Origin of the sequence: Calothrix sp. UHCC 0171, assembly GCF_034931845.1 — a bacterium.
GTDB lineage: Bacteria > Cyanobacteriota > Cyanobacteriia > Cyanobacteriales > Nostocaceae > Brunnivagina.
Window position 1 is genome coordinate 58,210 of sequence record NZ_JAYGHN010000016.1, and the last position, 24,524, is coordinate 82,733.

20 protein-coding genes are annotated in these 24,524 nt (G+C 40.9%); 11 read left to right on the forward strand and 9 right to left on the reverse strand.

Features of this window, described 5'->3' with window-relative positions:
- Positions 1-616: 616 nt before the first annotated feature.
- Entirely contained in the window at positions 617-1,465 is an 849-nt protein-coding gene (locus tag VB733_RS14125; protein ID WP_323340695.1) for a Cof-type HAD-IIB family hydrolase, read from the forward strand.
- Positions 1,466-1,716: 251 nt separating this feature from the next.
- Here VB733_RS14125 and VB733_RS14130 read toward each other — a convergent pair whose 3' ends face one another.
- Positions 1,717-2,550: a DALR anticodon-binding domain-containing protein gene (locus tag VB733_RS14130; RefSeq protein WP_323340696.1), complete on the reverse strand. Its 834-nt coding sequence runs from the start codon at positions 2,548-2,550 to the stop codon at positions 1,717-1,719.
- A 307-nt stretch (positions 2,551-2,857) separates the two neighbouring features.
- Here VB733_RS14130 and VB733_RS14135 point away from each other — a divergent pair, with 307 nt between their 5' ends.
- Positions 2,858-3,577: a Crp/Fnr family transcriptional regulator gene (locus VB733_RS14135; RefSeq protein ID WP_015114387.1), complete on the forward strand. Its 720-nt coding sequence runs from the start codon at positions 2,858-2,860 to the stop codon at positions 3,575-3,577.
- 132 nt (positions 3,578-3,709) lie between these two features.
- Here the strand turns inward: VB733_RS14135 and VB733_RS14140 are convergent, their stop codons facing one another.
- The 4 genes from VB733_RS14140 to VB733_RS14155 all read right to left on the reverse strand — a co-directional run bounded on the left by VB733_RS14140 (position 3,710) and on the right by VB733_RS14155 (position 8,460).
- Positions 3,710-4,792: a PstS family phosphate ABC transporter substrate-binding protein gene (locus VB733_RS14140; protein WP_323340697.1), complete on the reverse strand. Its 1,083-nt coding sequence runs from the start codon at positions 4,790-4,792 to the stop codon at positions 3,710-3,712.
- A 5-nt stretch (positions 4,793-4,797) separates the two neighbouring features.
- The gene (locus VB733_RS14145; RefSeq protein WP_323340698.1) at positions 4,798-5,832 is read right to left on the reverse strand and encodes a PstS family phosphate ABC transporter substrate-binding protein; all 1,035 of its coding nucleotides are present in this window, start codon (positions 5,830-5,832) and stop codon (positions 4,798-4,800) included.
- A 51-nt stretch (positions 5,833-5,883) separates the two neighbouring features.
- Positions 5,884-7,278 (reverse strand): serine/threonine-protein kinase, encoded by a 1,395-nt coding sequence (locus VB733_RS14150; RefSeq protein ID WP_323340699.1) that lies wholly within the window; start codon positions 7,276-7,278, stop codon positions 5,884-5,886.
- Positions 7,279-7,437: 159 nt separating this feature from the next.
- On the reverse strand, positions 7,438-8,460 hold the full coding sequence (locus VB733_RS14155; protein WP_323340700.1) for a LysR family transcriptional regulator: 1,023 nt from the start codon (positions 8,458-8,460) through the stop codon (positions 7,438-7,440).
- A 296-nt stretch (positions 8,461-8,756) separates the two neighbouring features.
- Here VB733_RS14155 and VB733_RS14160 point away from each other — a divergent pair, with 296 nt between their 5' ends.
- The 7 genes from VB733_RS14160 (at position 8,757) to VB733_RS14190 (ending at position 17,296) form a co-directional block, all read left to right on the forward strand.
- Positions 8,757-9,473: an NnrU family protein gene (locus VB733_RS14160; protein ID WP_323340749.1), complete on the forward strand. Its 717-nt coding sequence runs from the start codon at positions 8,757-8,759 to the stop codon at positions 9,471-9,473.
- A 394-nt stretch (positions 9,474-9,867) separates the two neighbouring features.
- A complete protein-coding gene (locus VB733_RS14165; protein ID WP_323340701.1) occupies positions 9,868-10,242 on the forward strand; it encodes a thioredoxin family protein in 375 nt (124 codons plus the stop codon).
- A 451-nt stretch (positions 10,243-10,693) separates the two neighbouring features.
- Positions 10,694-10,975 (forward strand): hypothetical protein, encoded by a 282-nt coding sequence (locus VB733_RS14170; protein WP_323340702.1) that lies wholly within the window; start codon positions 10,694-10,696, stop codon positions 10,973-10,975.
- 29 nt (positions 10,976-11,004) lie between these two features.
- Positions 11,005-13,089 (forward strand): NAD(P)H-quinone oxidoreductase subunit 5, encoded by a 2,085-nt coding sequence (locus VB733_RS14175; protein ID WP_323340703.1) that lies wholly within the window; start codon positions 11,005-11,007, stop codon positions 13,087-13,089.
- Between the two features lie 329 nt (positions 13,090-13,418).
- A complete protein-coding gene (gene ndhD1, locus VB733_RS14180; protein WP_323340704.1) occupies positions 13,419-14,996 on the forward strand; it encodes a photosynthetic/respiratory NAD(P)H-quinone oxidoreductase subunit D1 in 1,578 nt (525 codons plus the stop codon).
- A 999-nt stretch (positions 14,997-15,995) separates the two neighbouring features.
- On the forward strand, positions 15,996-16,340 hold the full coding sequence (locus VB733_RS14185; protein ID WP_323340705.1) for a DUF1815 family protein: 345 nt from the start codon (positions 15,996-15,998) through the stop codon (positions 16,338-16,340).
- A gap of 467 nt (positions 16,341-16,807) precedes the next feature.
- Positions 16,808-17,296, forward strand: a complete 489-nt coding sequence (locus VB733_RS14190; protein ID WP_323340706.1) for a thioesterase family protein — start codon at positions 16,808-16,810, stop codon at positions 17,294-17,296.
- A 66-nt stretch (positions 17,297-17,362) separates the two neighbouring features.
- On the opposite strand, the gene VB733_RS14195 is transcribed toward VB733_RS14190, so the two are convergent.
- Together VB733_RS14195 and dxr are read right to left on the reverse strand one after the other, a co-directional pair.
- On the reverse strand, positions 17,363-17,560 hold the full coding sequence (locus VB733_RS14195) for a hypothetical protein (RefSeq protein ID WP_323340707.1): 198 nt from the start codon (positions 17,558-17,560) through the stop codon (positions 17,363-17,365).
- Positions 17,561-17,753: 193 nt separating this feature from the next.
- Positions 17,754-18,950, reverse strand: coding sequence for a 1-deoxy-D-xylulose-5-phosphate reductoisomerase (dxr, locus tag VB733_RS14200; protein WP_323340708.1), 1,197 nt, complete (start codon positions 18,948-18,950; stop codon positions 17,754-17,756).
- 162 nt (positions 18,951-19,112) lie between these two features.
- Between dxr and VB733_RS14205 the strand changes: the two genes are divergently transcribed.
- Positions 19,113-20,522, forward strand: coding sequence for a DUF2079 domain-containing protein (locus VB733_RS14205; RefSeq protein ID WP_323340709.1), 1,410 nt, complete (start codon positions 19,113-19,115; stop codon positions 20,520-20,522).
- A 3-nt stretch (positions 20,523-20,525) separates the two neighbouring features.
- Positions 20,526-21,809 (forward strand): mannosyltransferase family protein, encoded by a 1,284-nt coding sequence (locus VB733_RS14210; RefSeq protein WP_323340710.1) that lies wholly within the window; start codon positions 20,526-20,528, stop codon positions 21,807-21,809.
- Between the two features lie 159 nt (positions 21,810-21,968).
- On the opposite strand, the gene VB733_RS14215 is transcribed toward VB733_RS14210, so the two are convergent.
- Together VB733_RS14215 and VB733_RS14220 are read right to left on the reverse strand one after the other, a co-directional pair.
- A complete protein-coding gene (locus tag VB733_RS14215; RefSeq protein WP_323340711.1) occupies positions 21,969-22,874 on the reverse strand; it encodes a polysaccharide deacetylase family protein in 906 nt (301 codons plus the stop codon).
- A gap of 325 nt (positions 22,875-23,199) precedes the next feature.
- The gene (locus VB733_RS14220) at positions 23,200-24,108 is read right to left on the reverse strand and encodes a polysaccharide deacetylase family protein (RefSeq protein WP_323340712.1); all 909 of its coding nucleotides are present in this window, start codon (positions 24,106-24,108) and stop codon (positions 23,200-23,202) included.
- Positions 24,109-24,524 lie beyond the last annotated feature (416 nt).

A 24,524-nucleotide genomic window follows, 5' to 3' on the forward strand; every position in this document is an offset into this window, starting at 1 on the left:
GTAGGCTGCCATTAGGAACATTAAAAAAGTAGAGATGACAATGTGCGATCGTAAGTAGGTCGGTGTTAAAAATTGTCGTTATGACAAGGCAGAAGGCAGAGGGCAGAAGGCAGAAGGGAAGAGGGTTTTATACCAATTCACAATTCGCAATTCGCAATTCGCAATGCTTCCTTCGGAAGAGCTTCGCTAACGCAATTAAAAAACTTAGATGCAGCAAAGCTTTCAGGATTTACATCTGTATCAGATTTTTCGTGAAATGGTATTAGGTAACTTTACTTTTCGTTATATACTACTCTGCGAGCAGCCGCTCCGCGTCTACAGTTTATTTGCACAGTTCTACTTATCTCTACCATTAAATTTAGCTAAATTGATTTTTGACAATTGTATTTAGAGATATTTGCTGAGATTCCAATTATCATTTCAGTAAATATTTAAAGTTCCGTTTTTCGTATCAGTATTAACTCGTAAAAATTGATAATTGGACTATGGGGAAATCAAGAGTTGTTATCCTTTTTTTATCCCTGTATCCCCGCGTCTCTTATCCCCTCTCTCCCCGGATATCCTATTTCCCTGATAACCTCATACTGGGACTTAATTTTAAATGGGGCAGCAATTTATGCAGGCAGAGAACGCTAGTACATCAACCAACGAGATCAAACTTTTAGTAGTTGATATTGATGGCACGATCGCCGGACACTCGAATAGAGTTAGTGAAAAAGTGAAAAAAGCGATCGCTCAAGCACAGGCAAAAGGGGTACAAGTGGCTGTAGCAACAGGGAGAATGTATCGTTCGGCTTTACGCTTCCACCAGGAAATCGGTTCAACACTTCCTTTAATCGCTTATCAAGGTGCTTGGATTCAACACCCAACGACGAACAAAATCCACCGTCATCTCACAGTCAAGCGGGAAACAGCCCAGCAATTACTTGATTATTTTGAGCAACCCGAATTTAAAGATGTGCTATCGGTACATTTCTATATCAATGACGAACTGTACGTGCGCGAACTGACACGGGAAAGTAAAATCTATGCAAAACGTTCTAATATAAATGCCATTCCAGTCGGCGATTTGCGCCAAACTCTCGACAATGAACCAACTAAAGTTTTAGCTTTGTGTGATGATGCTGATGTTATTAATAGATTGTTGGGAAATCTACGTCGTCAATATACTCCCGCAGAACTGTACCTGACAACTTCAGTGGCGACGTTCTTTGAAGCCACCAATCCCTTTGTGAATAAGGGTACAGCAGTCCGCTACCTGGCTGAAGAAATACTCGAACTGCAACCAGGCAATGTCATGACTATTGGCGATAATTTTAATGATCTCGAAATGCTACAATACGCTGGTATTGGTGTCGCCATGGGTGATGCGCCTGATGGGGTGAAGGCGATCGCTCAATGGATTGCTCCCAGTGTCGAACAAAACGGAGCCGCAGCTGCGATCGAAAAATTTATTCTTAGTTAATTATTATTCTCTTGGGTATTGTTGATGGCTGGAAATTGTCAGGTTAGTAAATAAAGTTTCATACTAACCATTCAGTGACTACTAATAAAAAATCAGAAAGGACACCGACGACTGGCCGTGTTTCGTCTCGGTGCCCTTGCTGGTTCGCTCCTCACACACCAGTAAATATATCTTGACTACCTCATTCAGTCAAGACTTGTTACAAAAGTTTTGATTATCTTAAGTATTGAACTGTTAGCTGACAAAAACCCTTATAATTCCCGCAGCGCGGAAACACCCAACTTATTTTCTAGCAAAAACTGCAATATCACTTGAGTCACCAGCACTAATCCTAGTCTGGCAAGTGCAAGTTCCGGCGAATTAATTTTTACTTCACCCCAAATACGGCAACTGCGCCAAAAATCCTCAAATACTTTACTTATAGATATAGCTGCTTTCTGCCAATGCCCCATATCACTATGATTAATATCTGCTAAATCATCCAAGACAGTTACAAGTTCGCCGATTAAACAACGGGACAAGACATCAGTGCAACGAAATTTGTCATCGCTAACCCCATCTTTAATTAACCAAGGTATCTGCAAATTTCGATCAATTTGGATTAATCCTTGGCGTTGAGCTAATCCCAACAAAGAGCAACAACGGGCATGAGCGTACTGAACCAAAAAAACAGAGTCAGTGGTAGGAAGTATTGGAGAAGTTATTGAGGTCTCAAAAAAACTTGCTTGCTCTCCGGCAAACTCAACTAGACTTTGCAAACAGGTCGCGACAATTGTATCCGCAACTTGAATCCGAATCCATGCCGGGACTAACACCTCGACTCGAAAGCTTTTGTCACAATTCCTTAAAAAATGAGAAGCAATTTGATTCGCAATCTCTGAAGCGTCCCACTGCTGAGACTTTGCGAGTTTGAGAGCAATTCCCGAAATATACAAAACTTTACTTTTATCTCTACTTTGATAAACAAAATTTTCTTTTGCAGGAATGTATAAGTTTTTTGCATACCCAGCATAAATACTTAGTGACTCCTGTAAATAACTATTTACTAGCCGTCTAATAGCTGTGTATTTGCTAACTAGTAACATTTGATTCACATAGTACACGGATGACAATAGCCTTGAGTACCAAAGTTCCTATTTTTATGTCATCTACCTTTCGACATAACTTTAATTTTGAGGGAGAAAAATAAGAATTCCATGAAATTTAATAAATAATGGGTAAAATTCATTACCTTCATTGTACAGTAGAAATATAGCAAAAAGAGTAGAAACTAATTTCTACCCTTAAACATGGCTGGCACGTTAGGTGTTAAGCCTGTAAGTGCCACACAAAGACACTCCTTGCACCTTTTTTTTGACGTCTTTGTCTTCAGCCAAACGCTCTTTGTTACCTATGCAATCTCCATCCTCCTTTTCAGAGGCATCACGTCCTTTTTTAACTTGGCAACGTATTCTTGACTGGGCTCAAGAACACTATCGCTGCCGCACCTTCAGCAAAGATGAGCGCATTCCAGCTAGACCTGGATTGTTGTACTTAGTGCAAAGGGGTGCTATCCGCATGGTAGGAACCGCTCAAGTCAGTGCTACAGCCAGTCAGCTAACGTCCCGTCGTATCAATCGAACTCCTGAAGAAGCTTTCTTAGGATTTGTTGGTGCAGGTCAACCGTTTGAAATTGTTGCTCAGTCCCCTTTCACACTCCAAGCTTACGCGCATGTTGACCAAACTGCCGTCTTGTGGATGTATTGGCATGATTTGGACAACTGGCCCCATTTCCGCCGCGAAGTAATGGATGCTTTCAGGTATCAACACCAACGTAAGTTGCTGTGGTTGAGTGCTTTAGGGCAACGGCGCACAATTGACCGACTCTTGGGCTTCCTGACTTTATTGATTGAGGAATATGGCGAGCCAGCAATGAGTGAAACTGATCCCGATGTAATTCGTGGTTACTGTTTGCCATTCCCTCTCACCCATGCCCAAATTGGTAGTGCGATTGGTTCAACTCGTGTCACCGTGACTCGTTTAATGGGTAAACTGCGTCAACGTGGTTTAATCTTGACTCAAGGTGATAATCTGATTTGCTTGCCTGCTGAGTCGATTAATCGAGCTAGCTAGGAAATTCTTGACAGCACGGAGATAAAACTTCCGTGCTGGAGTGTAGCTCAACTGGTTAGATAGCGCTGTAGGAGGGTTGATACATACTCTCCTCAACGCTGCTAAAGTTAAGTATTCTTGTGTATTTATCTATCACCGAATTTTCACAAATCCAGCTTGGGAAATTAATTCCTGTCCTTGCTGTGTCAGCAGTAAGTTAGTGTATGCATCGCCAGCCTGTTGCTCGATTTGCCCGTTCTGTTTGACCACCACAAACAGATTACGGGTAATTGGGTATGTACCAGATTGAAATGCCTCAATGTTTAACTTGTTGCGTTTACCAGGGCATTCAGATGGGAGAATGAATGGCTCTTGGTAGGGGGCAACATATTTACCAGGCGATCGCCCCAAAGGTAAGGGTCTAATTGAACATTGGGGAATGACTTCCGGGGCAGAAGCAAAATAAATACTACCGGGATTCTCGGAAACTTTTTTGAGAGCTTGGGTAGTAGTGGAAATAAATTCCACATTCGGAGCAAATTTTTCACCACCCAAGATATCCTGGATGAATAGTTCGACGGTTCCGCCATCTTCAATTCGCCGGGAATAAGCTTGAATGGGAATATCAGAACCGCCCACTTCTTTCCAGTTCTTGATTTTTCCTGTGTAAATTGATTTTAATTGTTCTACCGTTAAGCCGGGAATGTTGAGATTAGGGTTAACTGCGGCTGCTAATCCATCGATCGCCACAGGAATTTGTTTGAGGTCAAAGCCTCTTTGTTTAGCACGGGTTATCTCTAGGTCTGTTATTGGTCGAGAAGATTGGGCAAATGCCAGTTGACCGTCAATTAAAGATTGTATGCCTATGCTAGAACCTGCTTTGGCATTGTTGGGCTGTACGTATCGCAGTCTATATTCTGGTCGATCTTTTTGGATAATTGAGTCTACTACCAGTCGAATTGGTGCCCAAGATGTACTACCTCCGTAATTAAATAGTCCTGTTGGCACATTTTGGACACTAGTTAAAGTTGTACCCGTGGCAGTTGTTTCGGTTGTAGGGGCACTGCTGGGTGAGTAATTGGTACTTGACTGAGAATTCTGGGATTGAGAATTAGTCGCTCGCTCCGAATTCGAGCCACTAAAATTTTGACTAAACCACCAAAAGCCACCTGCAATTAATGCAATTGTAATTAGCAGTGACATGATTAAGATTGGTGTTTCATTTTTTTGCGACATAATAATTACCGAATTCTCACAAATCCCGACTTAGAAATTAATTCTTGACCTTGGTCGGTCAGTAATAATCGAGCATAGGCTTCGCCAGCCTGTTGGTCAATTTGACTATTTTCCTTCACAATTACGAATAATCTGCGAGTTATTGGGTATTGACCGGATTGAAAGGCTGCTTGATTGAGTTGATTGACTTTTTGCGGACACTGATTTCTGGGTACTAATGGCTCTTGATAGGGGACAACGGCTTCACCAGGCTTACGCCCGATCGCTATGGTTTTTACAGTACATTGGGGCACAATTTCTGGCGCGGATGCGTAATAAATACTACCTACATTTGTGGCGACTTGTCTTAATGCTGTGGTTGTGGTGGGAGTAAATTGCACCTGACTACCAAATTTTTCTTTGTCTAATACATTCTGATAAAAAAATTCAACAGTGCCCCCGTCTTCTAAACGACGTGAATAAGCCTTAATTGCTAAATTACTGCCACCAACTTCTTGCCAGTTGGTAATTTTTCCGGTGTAAATTTTTTTGATTTGTTGGATAGTTAAACTGGAAATATTTAAATCGGGATGAACTGCGATCGCAATTCCATCAATAGCAACTGGTATTTCTTTGAGGGTAAACCCTTTTTGTTGGGCAATTTGGTATTCTTCTGGCTCTAGTGCCCGCGAAGATTGGGCAAAGGCAAGCTGGTTATCCAGTAGCATTTTAATTCCCGTTCCCGAACCCGGCGCTCTCGATATTGGGTCAGTATAGCTGAGTTGGAATTTGGGCAAAACTGTTTTGATTGCAGAATCCACTTCTTTACGAATTGGTGCCCAAGTTGTACTCCCACCATACCGAAAAAGACCGCTAGGTACGTTTTGCACTTGTGCTAGGGTTTCTTCGCTAGGTTGAGAAGATTGCTGCGATGAATTAGTGGTTGTAGAGACAAATTTAACGTTGCTATTGCCAGCTAACCAAAAATAAACACCACCTACCAATCCCAATGTAATTAATAGTGCCAAAAATAAAACTGCTGCTTCATTCTTCTGAGCCATATGAGAGTGATAAACCCTTGAAGTTATGATTAATGATTAATTAAGAGCGAGTTAAAGAAGTAAAGATAGTAGCCGATAAATTAAACGGAATAAGGAAGTTAAAGCAATGGAACCTAAACCAGATGCAACCGATAAAATTATGATTGTTTGGATGCCCAGATTGGCTTGTAATACTGGGACAAAATAAATTATGGCAAAAGTAATAGCTGGGATAATGATTAAATCAAAACGTTCAATCCAACGTCGAGTTTGAGCATAGATTAATATGCTTAAAATAACACCAGAGATAAATAGAGCAACTATTTGAGACTTTATCAGACCAGAGAGAGCGATCGCAATCATTCCTGCTTGAAAGCCACTAAATCCGGCTCCTGTCAATATCTCGATTGTAGAGAATTGTTGCACCGATGTTGTTTGCTGGTGAACGGGTGACGGATTATTAACTGGATTATTAATTTGAGTTGCTTTGATTTGTTTGGAACTTGATGGAGATTTGCCTAAATTTTGCAATGCATTCAAAACTTCTTTCGCGGATTGAAAGCGTTTGTTAGCTGCGCTTTGTAGCATTTTATTCAATATTTTGGCAAGAAAGGGACTAACATTAGTGTGATTTTGCCATTGCCACTGATTGCTAAACCCATCAAATAATTCGGCTGCACTCTTATTGGTTAATAAAATAATAATAGTGACAGCTAAAGCATATAAATCACTGGAAGGAAAAACCTGTCCGCCGGAAATTTGCTCTGGTGGAGCAAATCCTTGGGAGTAAATGCCTGTTGAACCGGCAAAAGCTGTAGGTGACTTGGTCACTTGTTTAACAGCACCAAAATCTAGTAAGTACAATTTAGCGTTTTTGTCACACATGATATTCGAGGGTTTAATATCACGGTGAATAATGTCTTTACAGTGAACAAAATCAAGAATATGCAGAATTTCCCGCATAACTTGTACAGCTTCGGCTTCAGAAAAAGCACCTCTTTGTGCTAATTCCTGTTCCAGATTTAAACCGTCAATATATTCTTGAACTAAATAGAAAAATTGTTCTTGTTGTCCGGGAGCGGAACCCTCAACAATGACTGGGAAATAAGCAAATAAATCTGGTATTTGGTCGTGTTGGTTGCCAATTGCTTCTAAAACTGTAGCCTCACGTTCAAATAATTCGAGTGCTGTTCGCAGCTGTTTTTCAGTGAGATTACCTGCGGGTAAAAACTGTTTGACTACGCATTGACGCATCACAGGAGTATAGCGATCGCGCGCTAAAAATGCGGCTCCAAAACCTCCTCTTCCTAATTGTTTAGTGGGGATGTAGCGACCAGCTAAAATTAATGGCATTCCGCAAGTTGTACAAAATTTTTGCTGTACAGTTCGTAGCGTTGCCGTATTATCAAGGTCGGTAAAGTAGTTTTGTGGTCGAGGACATTGGGGACGAGTGCAGTAAACTTCCATATTTAGTCATTAGTCATTAATTTAGTGGTCATTAGTCATTGGTTATTATTCATTACTTAATTAGTTATTAGTCATATGTTACAGATACAGAACAAATGACAAAATCCCAAAAGCAAAATGATACAGGACAAATGACAAATGACAACAAACGACTAAACTCTAATCTTCGTGAGAGGTGGATAATTCAGCCTCTACTGTATCAACTGTAGTAGTTACAACTACTTCCCGGCGCGATGTTTTCAATAGCTCCTGATTCCAACCGGGAGTGGCAAATTGGGGTAAAATTTCTTGACTAAATGCTTCAGCAGCTTTGGAGCGATAACGATTGGGGTTAAAAATTAACCATAAAGTCCGCTTGACAACCACACCCTCGATAGTAGCGCAATTCAGTACCCCCATTTGCAATTCCTTTGTTATTGCCGATGTCGATACAAACGCTGCACCCAAGCCTGATTGGACGGCATTTTTAATTGCTTCAATGGAGTTTAATTCCATTTCAATCCGCAAGCGTCGAGTATCGATATCACAACGTGATAATACTTGATCGATGACTTTACGAATTGTCGATTGGGAATCTAAGGCAATGAATTGAAGTTTGTATAAATCATCTTTTTGGATTTTTTCCAACTTCGCAAAAGGATGATTTACGGGTAGAATCAGTGCCAGTTCGTCTTCGGCATAGGAAATAATTTCTAGAGATTCTGCCAGTTCCCCCGGTATCTCACCCCCAATAATGGCTAAATCTACTTGTCCGTTGGCGACACCCCAGGCAGTGCGACGGGTTGAGTGGACATGTAACTGGACTGCAACATCGGCGTATTTTTGCCTAAACAGACCAATCATACGTGGTAAAAGATAAGTACCAGTAGTTTGGGAAGCTCCAACGATGAGAGTACCACCTTGGAGATTTTGCAAATCTTCGATCGCCCGACAAGTTTCTTGGCACAAACTGAGAATTTTTTCGCCGTAGCTGAGGAGTAAATGCCCAGCTTCGGTTAATTGGGCACGTCTGCCGCCACGGTCAAATAAAGGAACATCAAGTTGCCGCTCTAAATTTTGCACTTGCAAACTGACGGCAGGTTGCGAGACGTAGAGACTATCGGCGGCTCGCTTGAAGCTCCCTTCTGCGGCGATCGCTTTGAGGATACGTAACTGATCTAGAGTAAAAGGAAGGTCAGACATAAGGCTCAACACACTAACGAGAAAGGAGCAGCATTTGAGGTGCAAAGTGTAGGTATCAGTTTTATCTGGTAGAACACTTATTACATCCTCAGTTTGGAGACTTTACACAGAGAATGACAGTACCATAACATCTTGACTAAAGCCAGCCTCACCTTAGCCTTCAGGAACACCTAGCTGAGGGTAGGATTCCATATGTGACGGCAAACATGGGGTTATTAATCATGAATCTTTTCACTACTTTAGTGGTATTGGTTGTACAAGAATTAAGTTTTCTTTAGAAAAATTCACCTATGTCTTTGATGCTACCAACTTGGTTGACTCCCAGTCATTTTTTCATGCTGGGATTACAAATATTATTTGCGATCGCTCACAGTGGGGGTGCTGCACTGCGTCCTTGGGCAGAAAAATACATTGGCGCAAGGCTATATCGCATTATCTTTGCCTTAGTCAGCTTGCCATTGGCTGTCATCTTGATTATTTACTTTTTCAATCACCGTTATGATGGTTTGCAACTTTGGCAAGTCCAAGGACTAGTGGGGGTGCAAACTTTTGTTTGGGTGCTGTCAGCAATTTCGTTTTTATTTTTGTATCCTGCTACCTTCAATCTACTAGAAATCGCCGCCATTCAAAAGCCCCAAGTTCATCTCTACGAAACTGGGATAATTCGCATTACCCGACATCCACAAATGGTCGGACAAATTATGTGGTGTATTGCTCATACTCTATGGCTGGGGACAACATTTACTTTAGTCACATCATTCGGTTTAATTTTGCACCATCTGTTTGGGGTTTGGCATGGGGATAGAAGATTACTCGCCCGCTATGGCGAAGCCTTTGCATCTGTCCAGCAGCGTACCAGTATAATTCCCTTCCTGGCAGTTATTGATGGTCGTCAGTCCCTCAAATGGCAAGAATTTCTCCGTCCTGCCTATTTTGGCGTGACTGCATTTGTTTTGTTATTGTGGTGGTTGCACCCTCTACTCATGCAGTCAACCAGTAAAATACAATTATGAATCTGACACAAATAAGCTTGACAACTGTTACTGAAAGTAGGTTGACCGCAATTTCTTTTCAGCAATTGCAGCAGAATCAATGTAGGATGAATTGAAGTAGCTATCAGTCAGGGATCGCTTTCAGTTTGTTTGCTTGGTTGCTTTTAACTGAAAACAACCACTACAGATTGGTTGGGAATCAGCCGAAAATACAATTATCTATAGGATTTCCCGTAGGCGATCGCGCTACTTCCGGTAAATAACAACAGTTTGTAGATTAGAAAACCAATAGAGTTAAAATAAGCAAATTCTTCCCATTCATGAAATTGGTTATCGAAAACTGTATTTATTTACCTAACATTATTTCTGCTGATAGCTACTTTGATATAAAAACCCTATAAGTCTCAGAGGCATCATGGTGTTGTCGGTTAGTGAGCGGACATTTACTCAAGAAGTTTTAGAATCTCCTGTTCCTGTTTTAGTGAATTTTGAAGCGCCTTGGTGCGGTTTGTGTCGCATCATCCATCCGTTACTATTACAGTTTAAAATCCAATGTCAAGAAGATATCAAACTAGTCCGAATTAATGCTGATGATAATTTCAAATTATCCAATAATTATCGACTCACATCTCTACCAACTTTGCTTCTGATTGAAAATGGTCATGTCCGCCAAAGACTAGAAGGATTTCGCGGGCGAGATGACTTGTTATTAGCTTTAGAAGCAATTAAAACTTCCTACATCAAATATCCCCGGAGATATAACCAGCCAATACTTACAAATGTAGAATAATTGCTGGACAGCATATGCAGGTGCCACCAAAAATGTATCCGGTTTCCTTGCATTTATCCTAGACTCTGAGAGTAGGAATAGATATTTTTATCCAGTGTTCTTTGCATCATATCCAAACCGTAGAACTACGACTGCTCGTATCATATCTATACTGTACATAGCATGTTTATCTCTGCGGTTTCCTAATCAACTCAAACATAATAAATGAATTTAGTAGTCTCTAAATATTTGTGTAAATTCTCACTGGAATTCACAGAACACTAGACTGGAAAATGTTCTAAATAATAATTTTATTTTCATTTCCAGTCAGCAGAAACTAGTAATTAATAATGAAAAGTATTAGCAATTACTTAGAGAAAGATGATAGAGATGCCATACCAAGCGGCAAATCATGAGTTAAGTTTGAAATAGATTGATGAATCATTTGTGATTTCTGAGGCAAGTTTTGAGTGTGCCGAAGCCTTTTCTAATGGGAAACAACAAGTTGCGTCTTGATGCTGTACAGGACTCAACATTTCCGGTTTTCGTGCAGCGTCCCATCAGGGTAGCAACGTCAGGTTACTTTGCACTCAAGGCTACGCAAAAGCGAGACAGCAAAGCCGCTACAGGATACAGTACAAAATCTGGTTCAGAATCTAAAAGCAAGCTTAACGACTCCACACGAAACTGTTCGGGTGGGGTATTTTATGCTAGAAGGTGTGTGTCACAATTATTAACAGTTCCGACAACTTAATCAAGAAATCTATAAAGTAGGCGTCAGTGATGGAAGTAATCTATCAGTATGCCTGGCTAATTCCGGTACTCCCACTGCTTGGGGCAATGCTGGTCGGGCTAGGATTAATCTCATTGAATCAGGTGACAAATCGCCTGCGACAGCTTAATGCCGCATTAATCATCTCGCTGATGGGCATGGCGATGGGACTATCGATCGCCATATTGTGGAGCCAAATTCAAGGACACCCATCCTACACCCATATCTTTGAATGGGCTTCAGCAGGTAATTTTCACCTCAACATGGGCTACACGATTGACCATCTGACAGCCATGATGTTGGTCGTTGTCACCACTGTAGCTTTTTTGGTAATGATATATACCGATGGCTACATGTCACATGACCCAGGTTATGTGCGATTTTATTCTTACCTCAGCTTATTCGGTTCATCGATGTTGGGGTTGGTAATTAGCCCAAACCTAGTCCAGATTTATATTTTCTGGGAACTAGTGGGTATGTGTTCTTACTTGCTGGTTGGTTTTTGGTACGATCGCAAAGCGGCAGCCGATGCCTGCCAAAAGGCTTTTGTCACTAACCGTGTTGGTGACTTTGGTTTGCTTTTAGGGATTTTGGGGCTATTTTGGGCGACAGGAAGTTTCGAGTTTGATGTCATGGGCAGCAGACTCGCGGAACTGGTACAAAATGGTTCGGTCAGCAATTTTCTCGCTATTCTGCTGGCAATTTTAGTCTTCCTGGGTCCAGTCGCTAAATCGGCACAATTTCCCCTCCATGTCTGGCTTCCAGATGCGATGGAAGGTCCAACACCGATTTCTGCTCTCATCCACGCCGCCACAATGGTTGCAGCAGGTGTATTCCTCGTAGCGCGGATGTATCCAGTATTTGAACATGTACCCGCAGCAATGAATGTGATTGCCTACACGGGTGCATTTACAGCGTTTTTGGGAGCGACGATCGCGATTACCCAGAACGATATCAAGAAAGGCTTGGCTTACTCCACCATCTCCCAACTTGGCTACATGGTGATGGCGATGGGAGTAGGTGCATATAGTGCTGGACTTTTCCACCTGATGACCCATGCTTACTTCAAAGCGATGTTGTTCTTAGGTTCGGGTTCGGTAATCCACGGTATGGAAGGTGTTGTCGGTCACAATCCTGCCCTGGCACAGGATATGCGATTAATGGGTGGATTACGGAAATACATGCCAGTTACAGGTTTTACATTCCTAATTGGTTGTTTGGCGATTTCCGGTATCCCTCCGTTTGCTGGTTTCTGGTCGAAGGATGAAATTCTGGGTGCGGCATTTGCAGCTAACCCGTTATTGTGGTTTGTTGGCTATGCAACTGCTGGGATCACCGCATTTTATATGTTCCGTATGTATTTCTCCACCTTTGAGGGGGGATTCCGGGGTACAGATAAGAAAATCATTGAGAAACTGGAGAAAGCGGCAACCATTTTAGTTGCAGGGGAAGCGCCCGCACCTAACTTTGGTCCTGGAGCCATGAAGCAGGGGGAATTAGCGGCTACAGGTGGCGGACATCACGATGATCATCACCACAGCAGCGAACCCCACGAGTCGCCTTGGACAATGACGCTACCTTTGGCTGTGTTGGCGATTCCTTCGATTTTGATTGGTTTGGTGGGTACGCCCTTTGCCAACTACTTCGAGGAATTTATTTACTCCCCCAACGAAACCTTGGCGGAAGTAATGGAAAAAACTGCCGAATTTGACATTAATGAGTTTTATGTCATGGCGGGTAGTTCGGTGGGTATTTCCTTAATTGGGATTACTCTGGCTTCCTTGATGTACTTGATGAAGAAAATTGACCCCAGTGCGATCGCATCTCAAATCAAACCACTATACGAACTTTCCCTCAATAAGTGGTATTTCGACGATATTTATCACAAAGTCTTTGTTTTGGGCTTGCGCCGTCTCGCTCGTCAAGTTATGGAAGTTGACTTCCGTGTTGTTGATGGTGCTGTTAACCTGACTGGTTTCTTTACCCTCGTCAGTGGTGAAGGCTTGAAATATATCGAAAATGGTCGCGCTCAGTTCTATGCCTTGATTGTCTTTGGTGCAGTTTTAGCGTTAGTGATTATCTTTGGTGTCACTTGATTCAGTGTTTTTCTGCCCAAAAAAAATAAATTTAAGCTTGCTTCAGCAGGCTTTTTTTATTACTTGATATTCCAGAAGGCGATCGCCAGCAAATCAGTTCCTTCAAGCAGTTGAGCAAAACTAGGAAAATATTTCTGGGGCAAGATGTATTTTCCTGCAAAAAGTTAACAATAATTAACTAAACTCCGAAGTAAAACTCCAACTACCTTCACATATTTTTATTTTTATTAAATCAACCTAATAAACAAGACCAAAACGGTAAAAAACTGCTAGTAAATAGCTAGTGGATGATAGCCGAACTTCATTATTCGTTACTAAAATAATTTCCGATGAATACAGCTAATTTTCCGTGGCTGACAACGATAATTCTCCTGCCCATTGTGGCATCGTTAATAGTACCCATCATCCCGGATAAAGACGGCAAAACGGTGCGTTGGTTCGCTTTAATAGTCGGACTCATTGATTTTGCACTCATAGTTTGCGCGTTTTACACCGGATATGACTTTGCCAATCCAGATTTACAGTTGTTTGAAAGCTACCCTTGGGTGCCGCAACTGGGTTTAAATTGGTCGGTAGGGGCAGATGGTTTATCAATGCCTCTGATTGTTTTGACTGGATTCATTACAACGCTGGCAATTTTAGCAGCTTGGCCCGTGACACTGAAGCCAAAACTCTTCTATTTCTTGATTTTGGCGATGTACGGCGGACAAATTGCCGTTTTTGCAGTCCAGGACATGTTGTTGTTTTTCCTTGTCTGGGAACTCGAACTTGTACCTGTTTACTTTTTGCTATCGATTTGGGGCGGTAAAAAACGTCAGTACGCAGCCACCAAGTTTATTTTGTATACAGCAGGTGGCTCGTTGTTTATCCTGCTGGGCGCATTGACAATGGGCTTCTATGGCAATACTGTCACATTTGATATGCAGGCGATCGCTGTTAAAGATATTGCCCTGAACCTGCAATTATTACTCTATGGTGGGTTTTTGATTGCCTACGCAGTTAAATTACCCATTATTCCCCTCCACACCTGGCTACCTGATGCCCATGGTGAAGCAACAGCCCCTGTCCACATGTTGCTGGCTGGTATTCTCCTGAAAATGGGTGGATATGCCTTAATTCGCATGAATGCTCAAATGCTTCCCGATGCTCATGCTTATTTTGCGCCGGTGCTGGTGATATTGGGGGTAGTAAATATCATCTATGCCGCATTAACATCATTTGCCCAGCGTAATCTCAAACGCAAAATTGCCTACTCATCAATCTCCCACATGGGATTTGTCACCATTGGTATTGCTTCCTTCACCGATTTGGGATTGAGTGGGGCAGTATTACAAATGGTATCCCACGGTTTAATTGGAGCCAGCTTGTTCTTCCTGGTTGGGGCAACGTACGATCGCACCCACACCCTGATGTTAGATGAAATGGGTGGTGTCGGTAAGCGAATGCAAAAGATTTTTGCGATGTTTACCACCTGTTCGATGGCATCGTTAGCATTACCGGGGATGAGCGGTTTCGTCGCCGAGTTGATGATATTTGTGGGCTTTGCCACTAGCGATGCTTATAGTCCGACATTTAAAGTCATTGTCGTCTTTTTAATGGCGATCGGTGTTATTCTCACACCAATTTACTTGTTATCAATGCTCCGGGAAATTTTCTACGGGCAAGAAAACGAAGAATTAGTTGCCCATCAAGCACTCATTGATGCTGAACCTCGCGAAGTCTTCATTATTGCTTGTCTGTTAATCCCCATCATTGGTATTGGTTTATATCCAAAAATCTTGACTCAAGTGTACGATTCCACTACCGTACAACTCACAGCGAGATTGCGGGATTCTGTACCAACGATTGCGGCGAAAAATGCCAGTCATACTTTGTCTTTGAGTGCGCCAGTGATTGGTGTTAAGTAGTTCCCAAATTAGTTACATAGAACTGTAGACGCGGTAGATATCTATCGCGTCTTTAATTTTATTTTCTAGATGTCGCCGTCTCAATTCCAATGATTGTATCGCTGGCTACAGACTTTATCCAATACCATATTTCTAGTAACCAATAATACTTTTTTAGAAAATCTTAATAATGCCTCTGCCTAAATGGCAACATCTCCTACTTGTACTTAGTTATCTTCAGTTATTAGTCAAGCGATTTTGGGATTTACTTTCGGGTTGTGAATTGGAATCAGTGTTTTTATGGCTAGCAACTGTAAAAGAAATTGAGTTCCAATTCAATGAAGATGGGATTAGGGTGAATCTACTGTACTTGGTAATATATGTCACAAATTCAGCGATTACCTATCTAAAATCATGCAGATTACGGACTGATTCTGGTGTATTTTGATCTGGAATAACTGCCCTTGGTAGTTGAAAAAGTGACACTTAGAGCTAGAAATATCCAGCGATCGCAATCTGCACTGAATTACACATATAATCTAGCTGTAATCTAGACTAGGTTTAGATGTTACTTGCCATTTACAACCGCACAGGAAACTACAAAACTCTATTGCTCAATAGTAGAAAACCGTTTAATGTTGCGATAGTTTGCCTAAATGTATCCTTAGCAACAGATGAGTGTGAATTATTGTGCTATTTGTAGCTTTTCCGCGCTTGACAAGTATTCATTCTGAGTTAGTCTTAAAGCGGATTCAAATAAAGTCAACTCAGCATCTACCCCGACAGAGAAAGCATAAAGATAAACTTAAAGCTTAAACATCCTGTCCGATATATTGAGTCGTTAAAGTGAATTGTTTGATACGGCAACAAAAATCCCTATAGACTACTTTAAGCAAGTAGTTAGCTGGGGAAATCCGAAATCTCTAGAATTTGTACTGTTTAGTTTACAATACCAGTTCATGAGAGAATCTAAAGAAAATCTAAAGTACACCGTTTGCATGTGGTGTGAGGAGGACATAAGTGTTTCTGAGATTAGCCCAACAACATAGACAATTCGTTCAAGACCTAGTCATGAACTTGCAAGCACTGGCAATAGTGCTGGAACGTCGCGGATATCCTGCCTCTTGTTATACCTGTGGCGACCAAATGAATAGTGCTTCATTTATGGTGAGTCTGGGGGAAAATCACTTAATTCGTTTCTTGGTATCCGATTATGGGATTACCTGGACAGAAATGCGTGATGATCGCGAATTAATGAAATTAGAGGGAGCAGAAGCTGTAAATCAGTTACAAGAACTAGCTAATATCGTTAAACATTCGATGCAAGTTAGTAGTGGTAACAAAGCCCTTGCAAAAAGGCACTAAAAATCTGTATATTTACTGAAGTGCTGGAAAGTAAGGATAATGATGGAATGGCACTATTGGGAATCGCTAATTGCTAATCGCTGATTGGTATAAATATTCGGAAAATATTCACCTATCTAGCTTTTAGTCTTTAGCTATTACCCTCTGAGTTAATTTTTGAGCAGGTATTCTTTTCATTTTGCAAGTGTCAATTATTTGCGTTTCGGTATCAAAGCCGACTGGTTAATTTTAACAGTGCTGTGCTAAATAACTTCAAGTTTCTGTGGGACTGAGTGAGTAGCTAGTAGCTGCCAATGTGGGGATAATTTTTTGAGTTGAATATTTGACTAAAGTGAGATTGCTCGCCACGTTACGCTCGCTCTGTTAAAGAATTTAATAATTTCCAGGAATCACAGCCCTAATTTTCAACTTTCTTGTTATGCTATTTCAGGTGTCGTGGCTCACTTAGAGACCCTAAGCAGTTAAAGATGTCTGAAGAAAACACAAGTCAACACTCCTTACCAACCAGTGCAATTACCAGTTCTGCTGCTGCTACATTCGAGAATTGGTTTGAGTACCCTGTGCGCGTTCATCCACACCATACAGACTATGCTGGTGTTGTTTGGCATGGTACTTATCTAACTTGGTTGGAAGAGGCAAGAGTTGAATATTTGCGATCGCTTGGTGTAAACTTTGCTGACTTGGTTGCTTTAGGTTGCGATTTACCTGTTGTCGATTTGTCAGTACGTTACCATCGCTCTTTACAAATGGGGATGACGGCAGTTCTCAAAACCCGGATGGATGACTTGAAGGGGGTTCGCATCAATTGGGATTACGTGCTGGAATCGGAAGATAGGCAAGAATTATACATAACAGCTAGAGTTACTTTGGTGGCAGTGGATAGGGAACGTGGTAAGATTATGCGTCAACTTCCGGCAAATGTTAAAGATGCGCTGACAAAATTAGTTCGCAATTAATAACAGAGTATTTCTACTGCCTACAAATTCTGGAAAGCTTCTCTAAGACAAGTCTACAGCAACTCCCTATCTGCTAGGTTGAAAAAATTGCTCTGGCATTTGCGTAATAAAATTCCATATATCTTGTGGTTTAATCCCATACCCTACTTGTAGGAGAAAAATAATCCCAGCAATCATCAATGCATTGAAGACAGTGGTTTTAATAATCTTGAGCAAAAATGTAAAAACCACCCAAGCGATGATTAATGCATAAACGAAAAGCATATGTGTTGATTTCCTTGATTAATAGTGCAAATAAGCTCTGATTTAATTATTTTCTATAGCTAAATAATTACTCGTAGTTTAGCGTATCCATCGCAACTGTAAAGTCTACGGGACAGTGTATCAAAAATATAATCGACAATCCACAATAAAAGTGTCAGAAACGTAGCCTTGCTACGTTTCCATGATTGCTGCTTTAACGTAAAGAAATTACCTGTGGACTATTTTCTAATTGCTCAGTTGTATTTAAAACTTCTTGTCTTGCCCAGTTATCGGCTGTCAAAATGTCTTCTAAAGTCGGATGAGAATTATTGTCGCTTTGATGGCGATCGCAAGCCATTTCGATGACTCTGGGTATATCTAAGAACTTGATTTTCTCATCTAAAAACAGGGCTACAGCTTGTTCGTTGGCTGCATTTAAAACCGCAGGCATGGAACCACCCGCACGACCAGCCGCATATGCTAAATTCATACAAGGGTATTTATGATGATCAGGTTCGCGGAAGGTTAAGTTTCCAGCTTTGACCAAATCAAGGCGTTCCCAATCAGTATAAATACGTTCGGGATAGGACATTGCATATAGTAAAGGTAAGCGCATATCTGCCCATCCCAACTGCGCCAAGACTGAGGTATCTTGAAGTTCTATAAGTGAATGAATGATACTTTGTGGGTGGATGACAATTTCGATATCTTCGTAGTCTTTACCAAATAAATAATGTGCCTCAATCACCTCCAAACCCTTATTCATCAAGGTTGCGGAATCAACAGTAATTTTCCGCCCCATCGACCAATTTGGATGTTTCAATGCATCAGCTACCGTCACATTTGCTAAATCTTCAACTGCCCAGTCGCGGAAAGCGCCACCCGAAGCCGTCAAAATAATCTTGCGTAAACCCCCTTGGGGTACACCTTGCAGACATTGAAAAATTGCGGAATGTTCGGAGTCAGCAGGTAATAATTTTACTCCGTATTTTTCAACTAAAGGTAAAACGACGGGAGCGCCGGCAATTAGGGTTTCTTTATTTGCTAGGGCAATATTTTTACCTGCTTTAATGGCGGCGATTGTTGGTAGTAAACCTGCACAGCCAACAATACCAGTAACAACGCTTTCCGAGTCGCCATATTGGGCAACTTCCACAATTCCCGCATCCCCAGCGAGTAAAATTGGTTGAGGATTGAGGTCTTTGAGTGCTTCTTTGAGGTATGGTAGTTTATTTTCAGCACAGATAGCGGCAATTTCTGGTTGGAACTGGCGAATTTGCTCCGCCAGCATTTCCACATTGTTGCCCGCCGCTAACCCGACAACTTGGAATTTATCGGGATTTTGCGCCACAATATCTAACGTTTGGGTTCCGATTGAGCCTGTGGAACCTAAAAGAGTAATTTTTTTCACAATTTTTTCAAGATTGACGGATACTTACACTATAAATTGCCGGGGTGCAGAGATTAAGGAAGCGATCGCATTTAGCTAAAATATAGTTCTTTTTGTTGGCTTGTTGAGATTTTACACGGAAAATAACTTCAGCAAATAACCACAAGTAGATTCAGTCTGCCAATGACAGGAAAAAGAGAGTTGAGTAATTTAAATAACATTGTCACCCCTCGTTTGGCTGGGATGATTGGTATAAGTGCTGTCATCCTGTTTATTTGTAGCAGCTTACGACATCTTCTCTTCCAATCTCATGCCTTTGATTTAGGTATTTTTGACCAAGCTGTTTACTTAATTAGCCAGGAATTGACACCAATATCTACATTTATGGGATACCACATTCTTGGCGATCATGCGGCTTATATTTGGTATCCTTTAGCATTGCTTTATAAGATTTATCCGAGTATTTACTGGTTGTTCGCTGTACAAGCCCTCGCTTTATCTTTGGGAGCATTACCAACCTGGCATTTGGCACGTCAAGCTGGGTTAACAGAAAAACAGGCTGTGACAATGGCGCTGGTGTATTTGCTGTACCCTGTAGTTTTCAATGTCAATTTATTCGACTTTCACCCCGAAGTTATTGCTCTACCCACGCTGTTAGCGGCTATCTGGTGCGCCAGAGGCAAACGTTTTTGGTGGTTTTGCTGGAGCATTATTGTCATTTTGGGTTGTAAGGCTGTGCTTTCGCTGACGGTTGCGGCAATGGGTTTGTGGTTGCTCGTATTTGAAAAGCGTCGTTGGTGTGGTATCTTAGCACTGATTCTGGGTATTTCCTGGTTTGCGATCGCATCTGGGGTAATTATTCCCACTTTTAGCGGTAAGGAAGCGGCAGCTGTGGGAAGGTATAGTTATCTGGGCGATTCAGTTTTTGATATTGCTAAAGGTTTACTGTTAAAGCCGGGATTAATATTGGCGAATCTCTTCAATTTCAGTAATCTAATTTATTTATTATTACTGATGCTACCCATTGCTTGGGGAATTTCCTACTCATCTACCACACCATTAATTGCAGCAATTCCTTGTATTGGCTTAAATTTAATTACTGACTACCAACCACAAAAAGACTTAGTCCATCAATATTCACTACCAGCTTTACCATTTTTACTATTAGTCGTCATCACAACTTTAGCCGCCGGAAAAGGATGGATACGTAGTCCCAAATTTATCATTCTTTGGTCGTTACTGACATTTTTATTCTTAGCAAAATTTACCTATTTTGGTAGTATCTACCTCAAAAAGCTTGATGCTTGGCAAGCAACACACACAGCCATTTCCCTCGTCAAAACCAAAGGTAGTGTACTCACAACTGGGGCAATATCAAGCCATCTCAGCCACCGACAATTAATCAAACTCGCTGACTCTGAACAACCATTAGATGAATTGACTCAGTTTGATTATATATTGCTAGATACTCGTTACCCAGGATTTGGGAATACACCGGAGTCAGCAAGCAAAATGGTGAACTTCCTGCGAAGTCATGCCGACTTCAATCTGGAACATGAAGGTAATGGTATTTATTTGTTTCATAGGAAATAGGGGATGGGGAAAACGATTAGGCTGAAATCATTATTTTTCAAAGCTACAAAGATAGCGACAAGTGAGCTATTTTTTCCAGCTTCAATGTGGTTATTGAGTCGTATGACGATTTGGATAGCGATGTTATTGCTGGCACCACTGTTACCAACCCCATCGGGAGGAGTTGCCGCAACTTTTAGTTTGAGTGTATTTGATGGCTGGGATAGCAATCACTATCGAATAATTGCTAATTCTGGTTACGAATATGTCAATGGTAAAGGTAATATTGCCTTTTTCCCTTTCTTCCCTTTGATTTTGCGCTTACTGATGAATATTGGTGTGCCATTTGAGATTGCCGGTGTACTGGTGAATAACCTGGCATTTTTCGGCTTTTTGTACATCTTGTACTTTTGGGTAAAGCAATTCCAGAATCAAAGCATAGCACGCTGGACAGTCGCGATCGCGGCATGGTTTCCGGCATCAATGTTTGCAGGTGTTATTTATACAGAAGGTTTATATTTATTACTTAGTACCGCCGCTTTACGTTCATTTGATTGCAATCGCTACACTCAAGCAGCACTGTGGGGTGCATTCGCAACTGCAACACGTCCGACGGGAATGGCTTTAATACCTGCATTTATCCTCTCAGCTTGGAAGCAGCGTAAACCACCCTTAGCCTACCTTGCGGCTTTTGTCACAGCCACAGGAATTATTAGCTTCAGTATTTATTGTTTGATTCAACACAATGACCCGATAGCATTTATTCATGCTCAAAAAGGCTGGCGAGGCTCTCTAGGTTTTACTTGGAAGCCTTGGTGGAAAATGTTGATGCAAGTTATTATTGGTAATTACAACTATAAGCAAGGTTATATAAAAGACATATTACATCCTTGTATTTTTTTAGTCATAGTTGCTTGTGGTTGTTGCTTGTGGCGCGATCGCCGTAAAATTAGTGCAGCGAAGGTAGATTACGGATTTGGCGTTTTATTTTTGGGTTTGTGGTTGTTGGCGGGAGACCCTTTAATTAATACCATCTCGGTATTTGGCAGTTTCTATTTACTCTGGCGCTATCGTCAAGAACTCACACCACTAAGTTTATTTTATGGTTTCTGTGGTCTAGGATTACTGATGGTTTCCGGTGGAACTTGGTCTTTAAGTCGTCTTGTGTACGGGATTGTACCACCAATGATTGCCTGGGGAATTTTGTTATCCCGTCATCCTCGTTGGGGATATATGACTTTAGGATTTTGCGCCCTGTTATTATTTACCTTTTCGTTACGCTTTGCCCAAGAATTGTGGGTGGGATAAATCAGAAATCATTTCATGTCTGGATTTGGAGATGGGGAGATGGGGAGAGTTGTAGCACAGTGTCTCGGATGTCAGAATTTGGCAGTAAAAATCCCCCAGTTATTGGCTGGAGGAATATAAAAAGAACAAAAAAAGTAAAAATTTAGAGAACTAGGGCAACTATTTTTTCGCCACAGCTTGTAATTCTTTGTCCTCAAGTTCCAACATTTCTGGCAAAGTTACAAAACGATAGCCAGAAGAGCGAAATTTCTGAATCATATCAGGCAAGGCTTTAACTGTACTATCACGAACACCACCACCATCATGCATCAAAACAATTCCACCAGGCTTGGAATTACGCATAACATTACTAATCAGACGGGGTGCGGCAGGGCGCTTATAGTCATGGGAATCAGCCGACCACATAATTACTGAATACTTTTTACTACGAGCATAGGCAGCAGGTCCATTACCTAAAACCCCTCCAGGTGGGCGGAATAAATTTGTCTTGACACCAGTAACTTTATAAATAATTTCTTCTGTAGCATCAATCTCATAAGCCGCAGCCTTGGGATTCAAACGATGATACCAATGATGCCAGGTATGGTTAGCAATTGTATGACCTTCGGCGACAATCCTTTTGCCAATTTCTGGAAAATTTTTCATATTTCTACCAATAACGAAAAAAGTTCCCTTGATATTATTTTCTTTGAGGATATTTAATATCTGATCCGTATATTTAGGCCAAGGACCATCATCAAAAGTTAGAGCAATTATTTTATCATTAGCATTGGGCTTAACTGCATTCAGGGTGACTCCTTGATAGCGTTTGGGAATTTCTTGATAAACACCTTTTTGTTTGGCTTCTTCTTGCCAGGTATTTAACATTTGCTTTTTCAACTCTGTCACGCGCTGAACTGTGTTAGCAGGTGCGGCTAAACTACTGGCAATTACGCTTTGCCCAAAGTTGTTACTGAAAGAACTTTGCTGAATTGGTATTACCATCCCCACCACCAAAGTTAGTATTAAAGCCGCTAGCCCAAATAAAACAAATTTTGGTAATCTAAATAATCTCTTCGTGTTCACGTCATAGCTCCTTCACCCGTTAATTTAACCTGAAGCATTTCTTATTTGCGATCGCAAAAAATAATCAACTCAGGGTTATTCAAATATTCAGCCAAAATCATTAAGTAAGTCTTTCGAGTAATACAAACAAATACAGAGTAACAGATATTACGCTGAACATTAGTCAACTATAGTTATTTGACTATATAACCAAATAAGTTGATTAATATCTGGTTATGTTGCAGTAAAAAGTATACTTATGAATATATCCATAACAACTATCTACCAATGAAGCGATCGCTCCGGAAAAGATAGCCTTTGAGGGTAAAATTTTGATGAGGAAAAATTACTTTTTCTTCGCCGCAAGCATCTGTAATTGTTTATCCTGCAATTCCAAGAGTTCAGGAATTGTGACAAAACGATAACCCTGCTTTCTAAAGTTATTAATGATTTGCGGTAAAGCTTGGACTGTATTCGAGCGATTTCCACCGCCATCATGCATGAGTACGATGCCGCCAGGTCTAGCTTCTCGCATCACGTTATTGATTAATTTAGGAACACTAGGTCGAGAATAGTCAACCGAATCAGATGACCACATGATACTGGCATACTTCCGATTTTTTGCGTAAGCGTATGGACCATTTGTTTTGATGCCGCCAGGTGGACGAAATAAACTAGTTTTTACTCCTGTAACTTTATAAATTAAATTTGATGTATTATCAACCTCAAAAGCTGAAGCTTGTGGGTTCATGTAGTGATACCAATGATGCCAAGTATGGTTGGCAATAGTATGACCTTCGGCTACAACTCTTTTACCCATATTTGGATGTTCTTGTAGCATTTGTCCGACAACGAAAAATGTGCCTTTAATTTTATTTTTTTTCAGGATATCGAGAATTTGTGATGTGCTGTGGGACCAAGGACCATCATCAAATGTGAGGGCAATTACTTTCTCATGAGCAGGCAATTTTGCTTCTACAAATGTTGCACCTTGGAAGCGTTGGGGTATATCACTAACGCCTTTAGTTGATGCTTCTTTTTGCCAACTAGTCAGCATGGAAGATTTTATTCCTTCAATTCTTTCTTCTGTGATGGCTGGAAGTGATAAATTTTTAATATTAATCTTTTGTGTACTTTGTATTTCCGAACTATCAGGAATTACAGATAAAATTAATCCCAAACCCAAACAACCGCCTATGCCCAGCAATGCAATGAATGCGTTTTGCGACCAACCCAAATGGTTTTTATTTTCCACTTCCCATCTCCTCTACGTTTCCAATTGTTATTTATCGCGATCGCGGTACTACATAATAATTATTTTTTGAGATATTTTATAGATACTTTCAGATATTGAATACCTAATTCATTTCCGTTAATTTGTGAAGTTTCAGCTAATTTTTAACAAACTCTACAAATATTCTAGAGATAGAATTTTTGCCTTTCTTCTCTGAAGAAAAAACTAGTTTCTCTCCAAAAATTAAGTAGGAATATGTTAGATTATTCAATCCAATAAACTTATTTGTTTGAGTTTTCAGATTGATTTATCAGTAGCTTCTTAATCGATTTTAGTGACTATGTTTGCAAATATACTAAAAACGCTTAGAAATTAGACTTTCCAAATTGCTAAAATGCTTTTGGGTTAGGGGCACATAGCTAACAGCTAAACGCTCG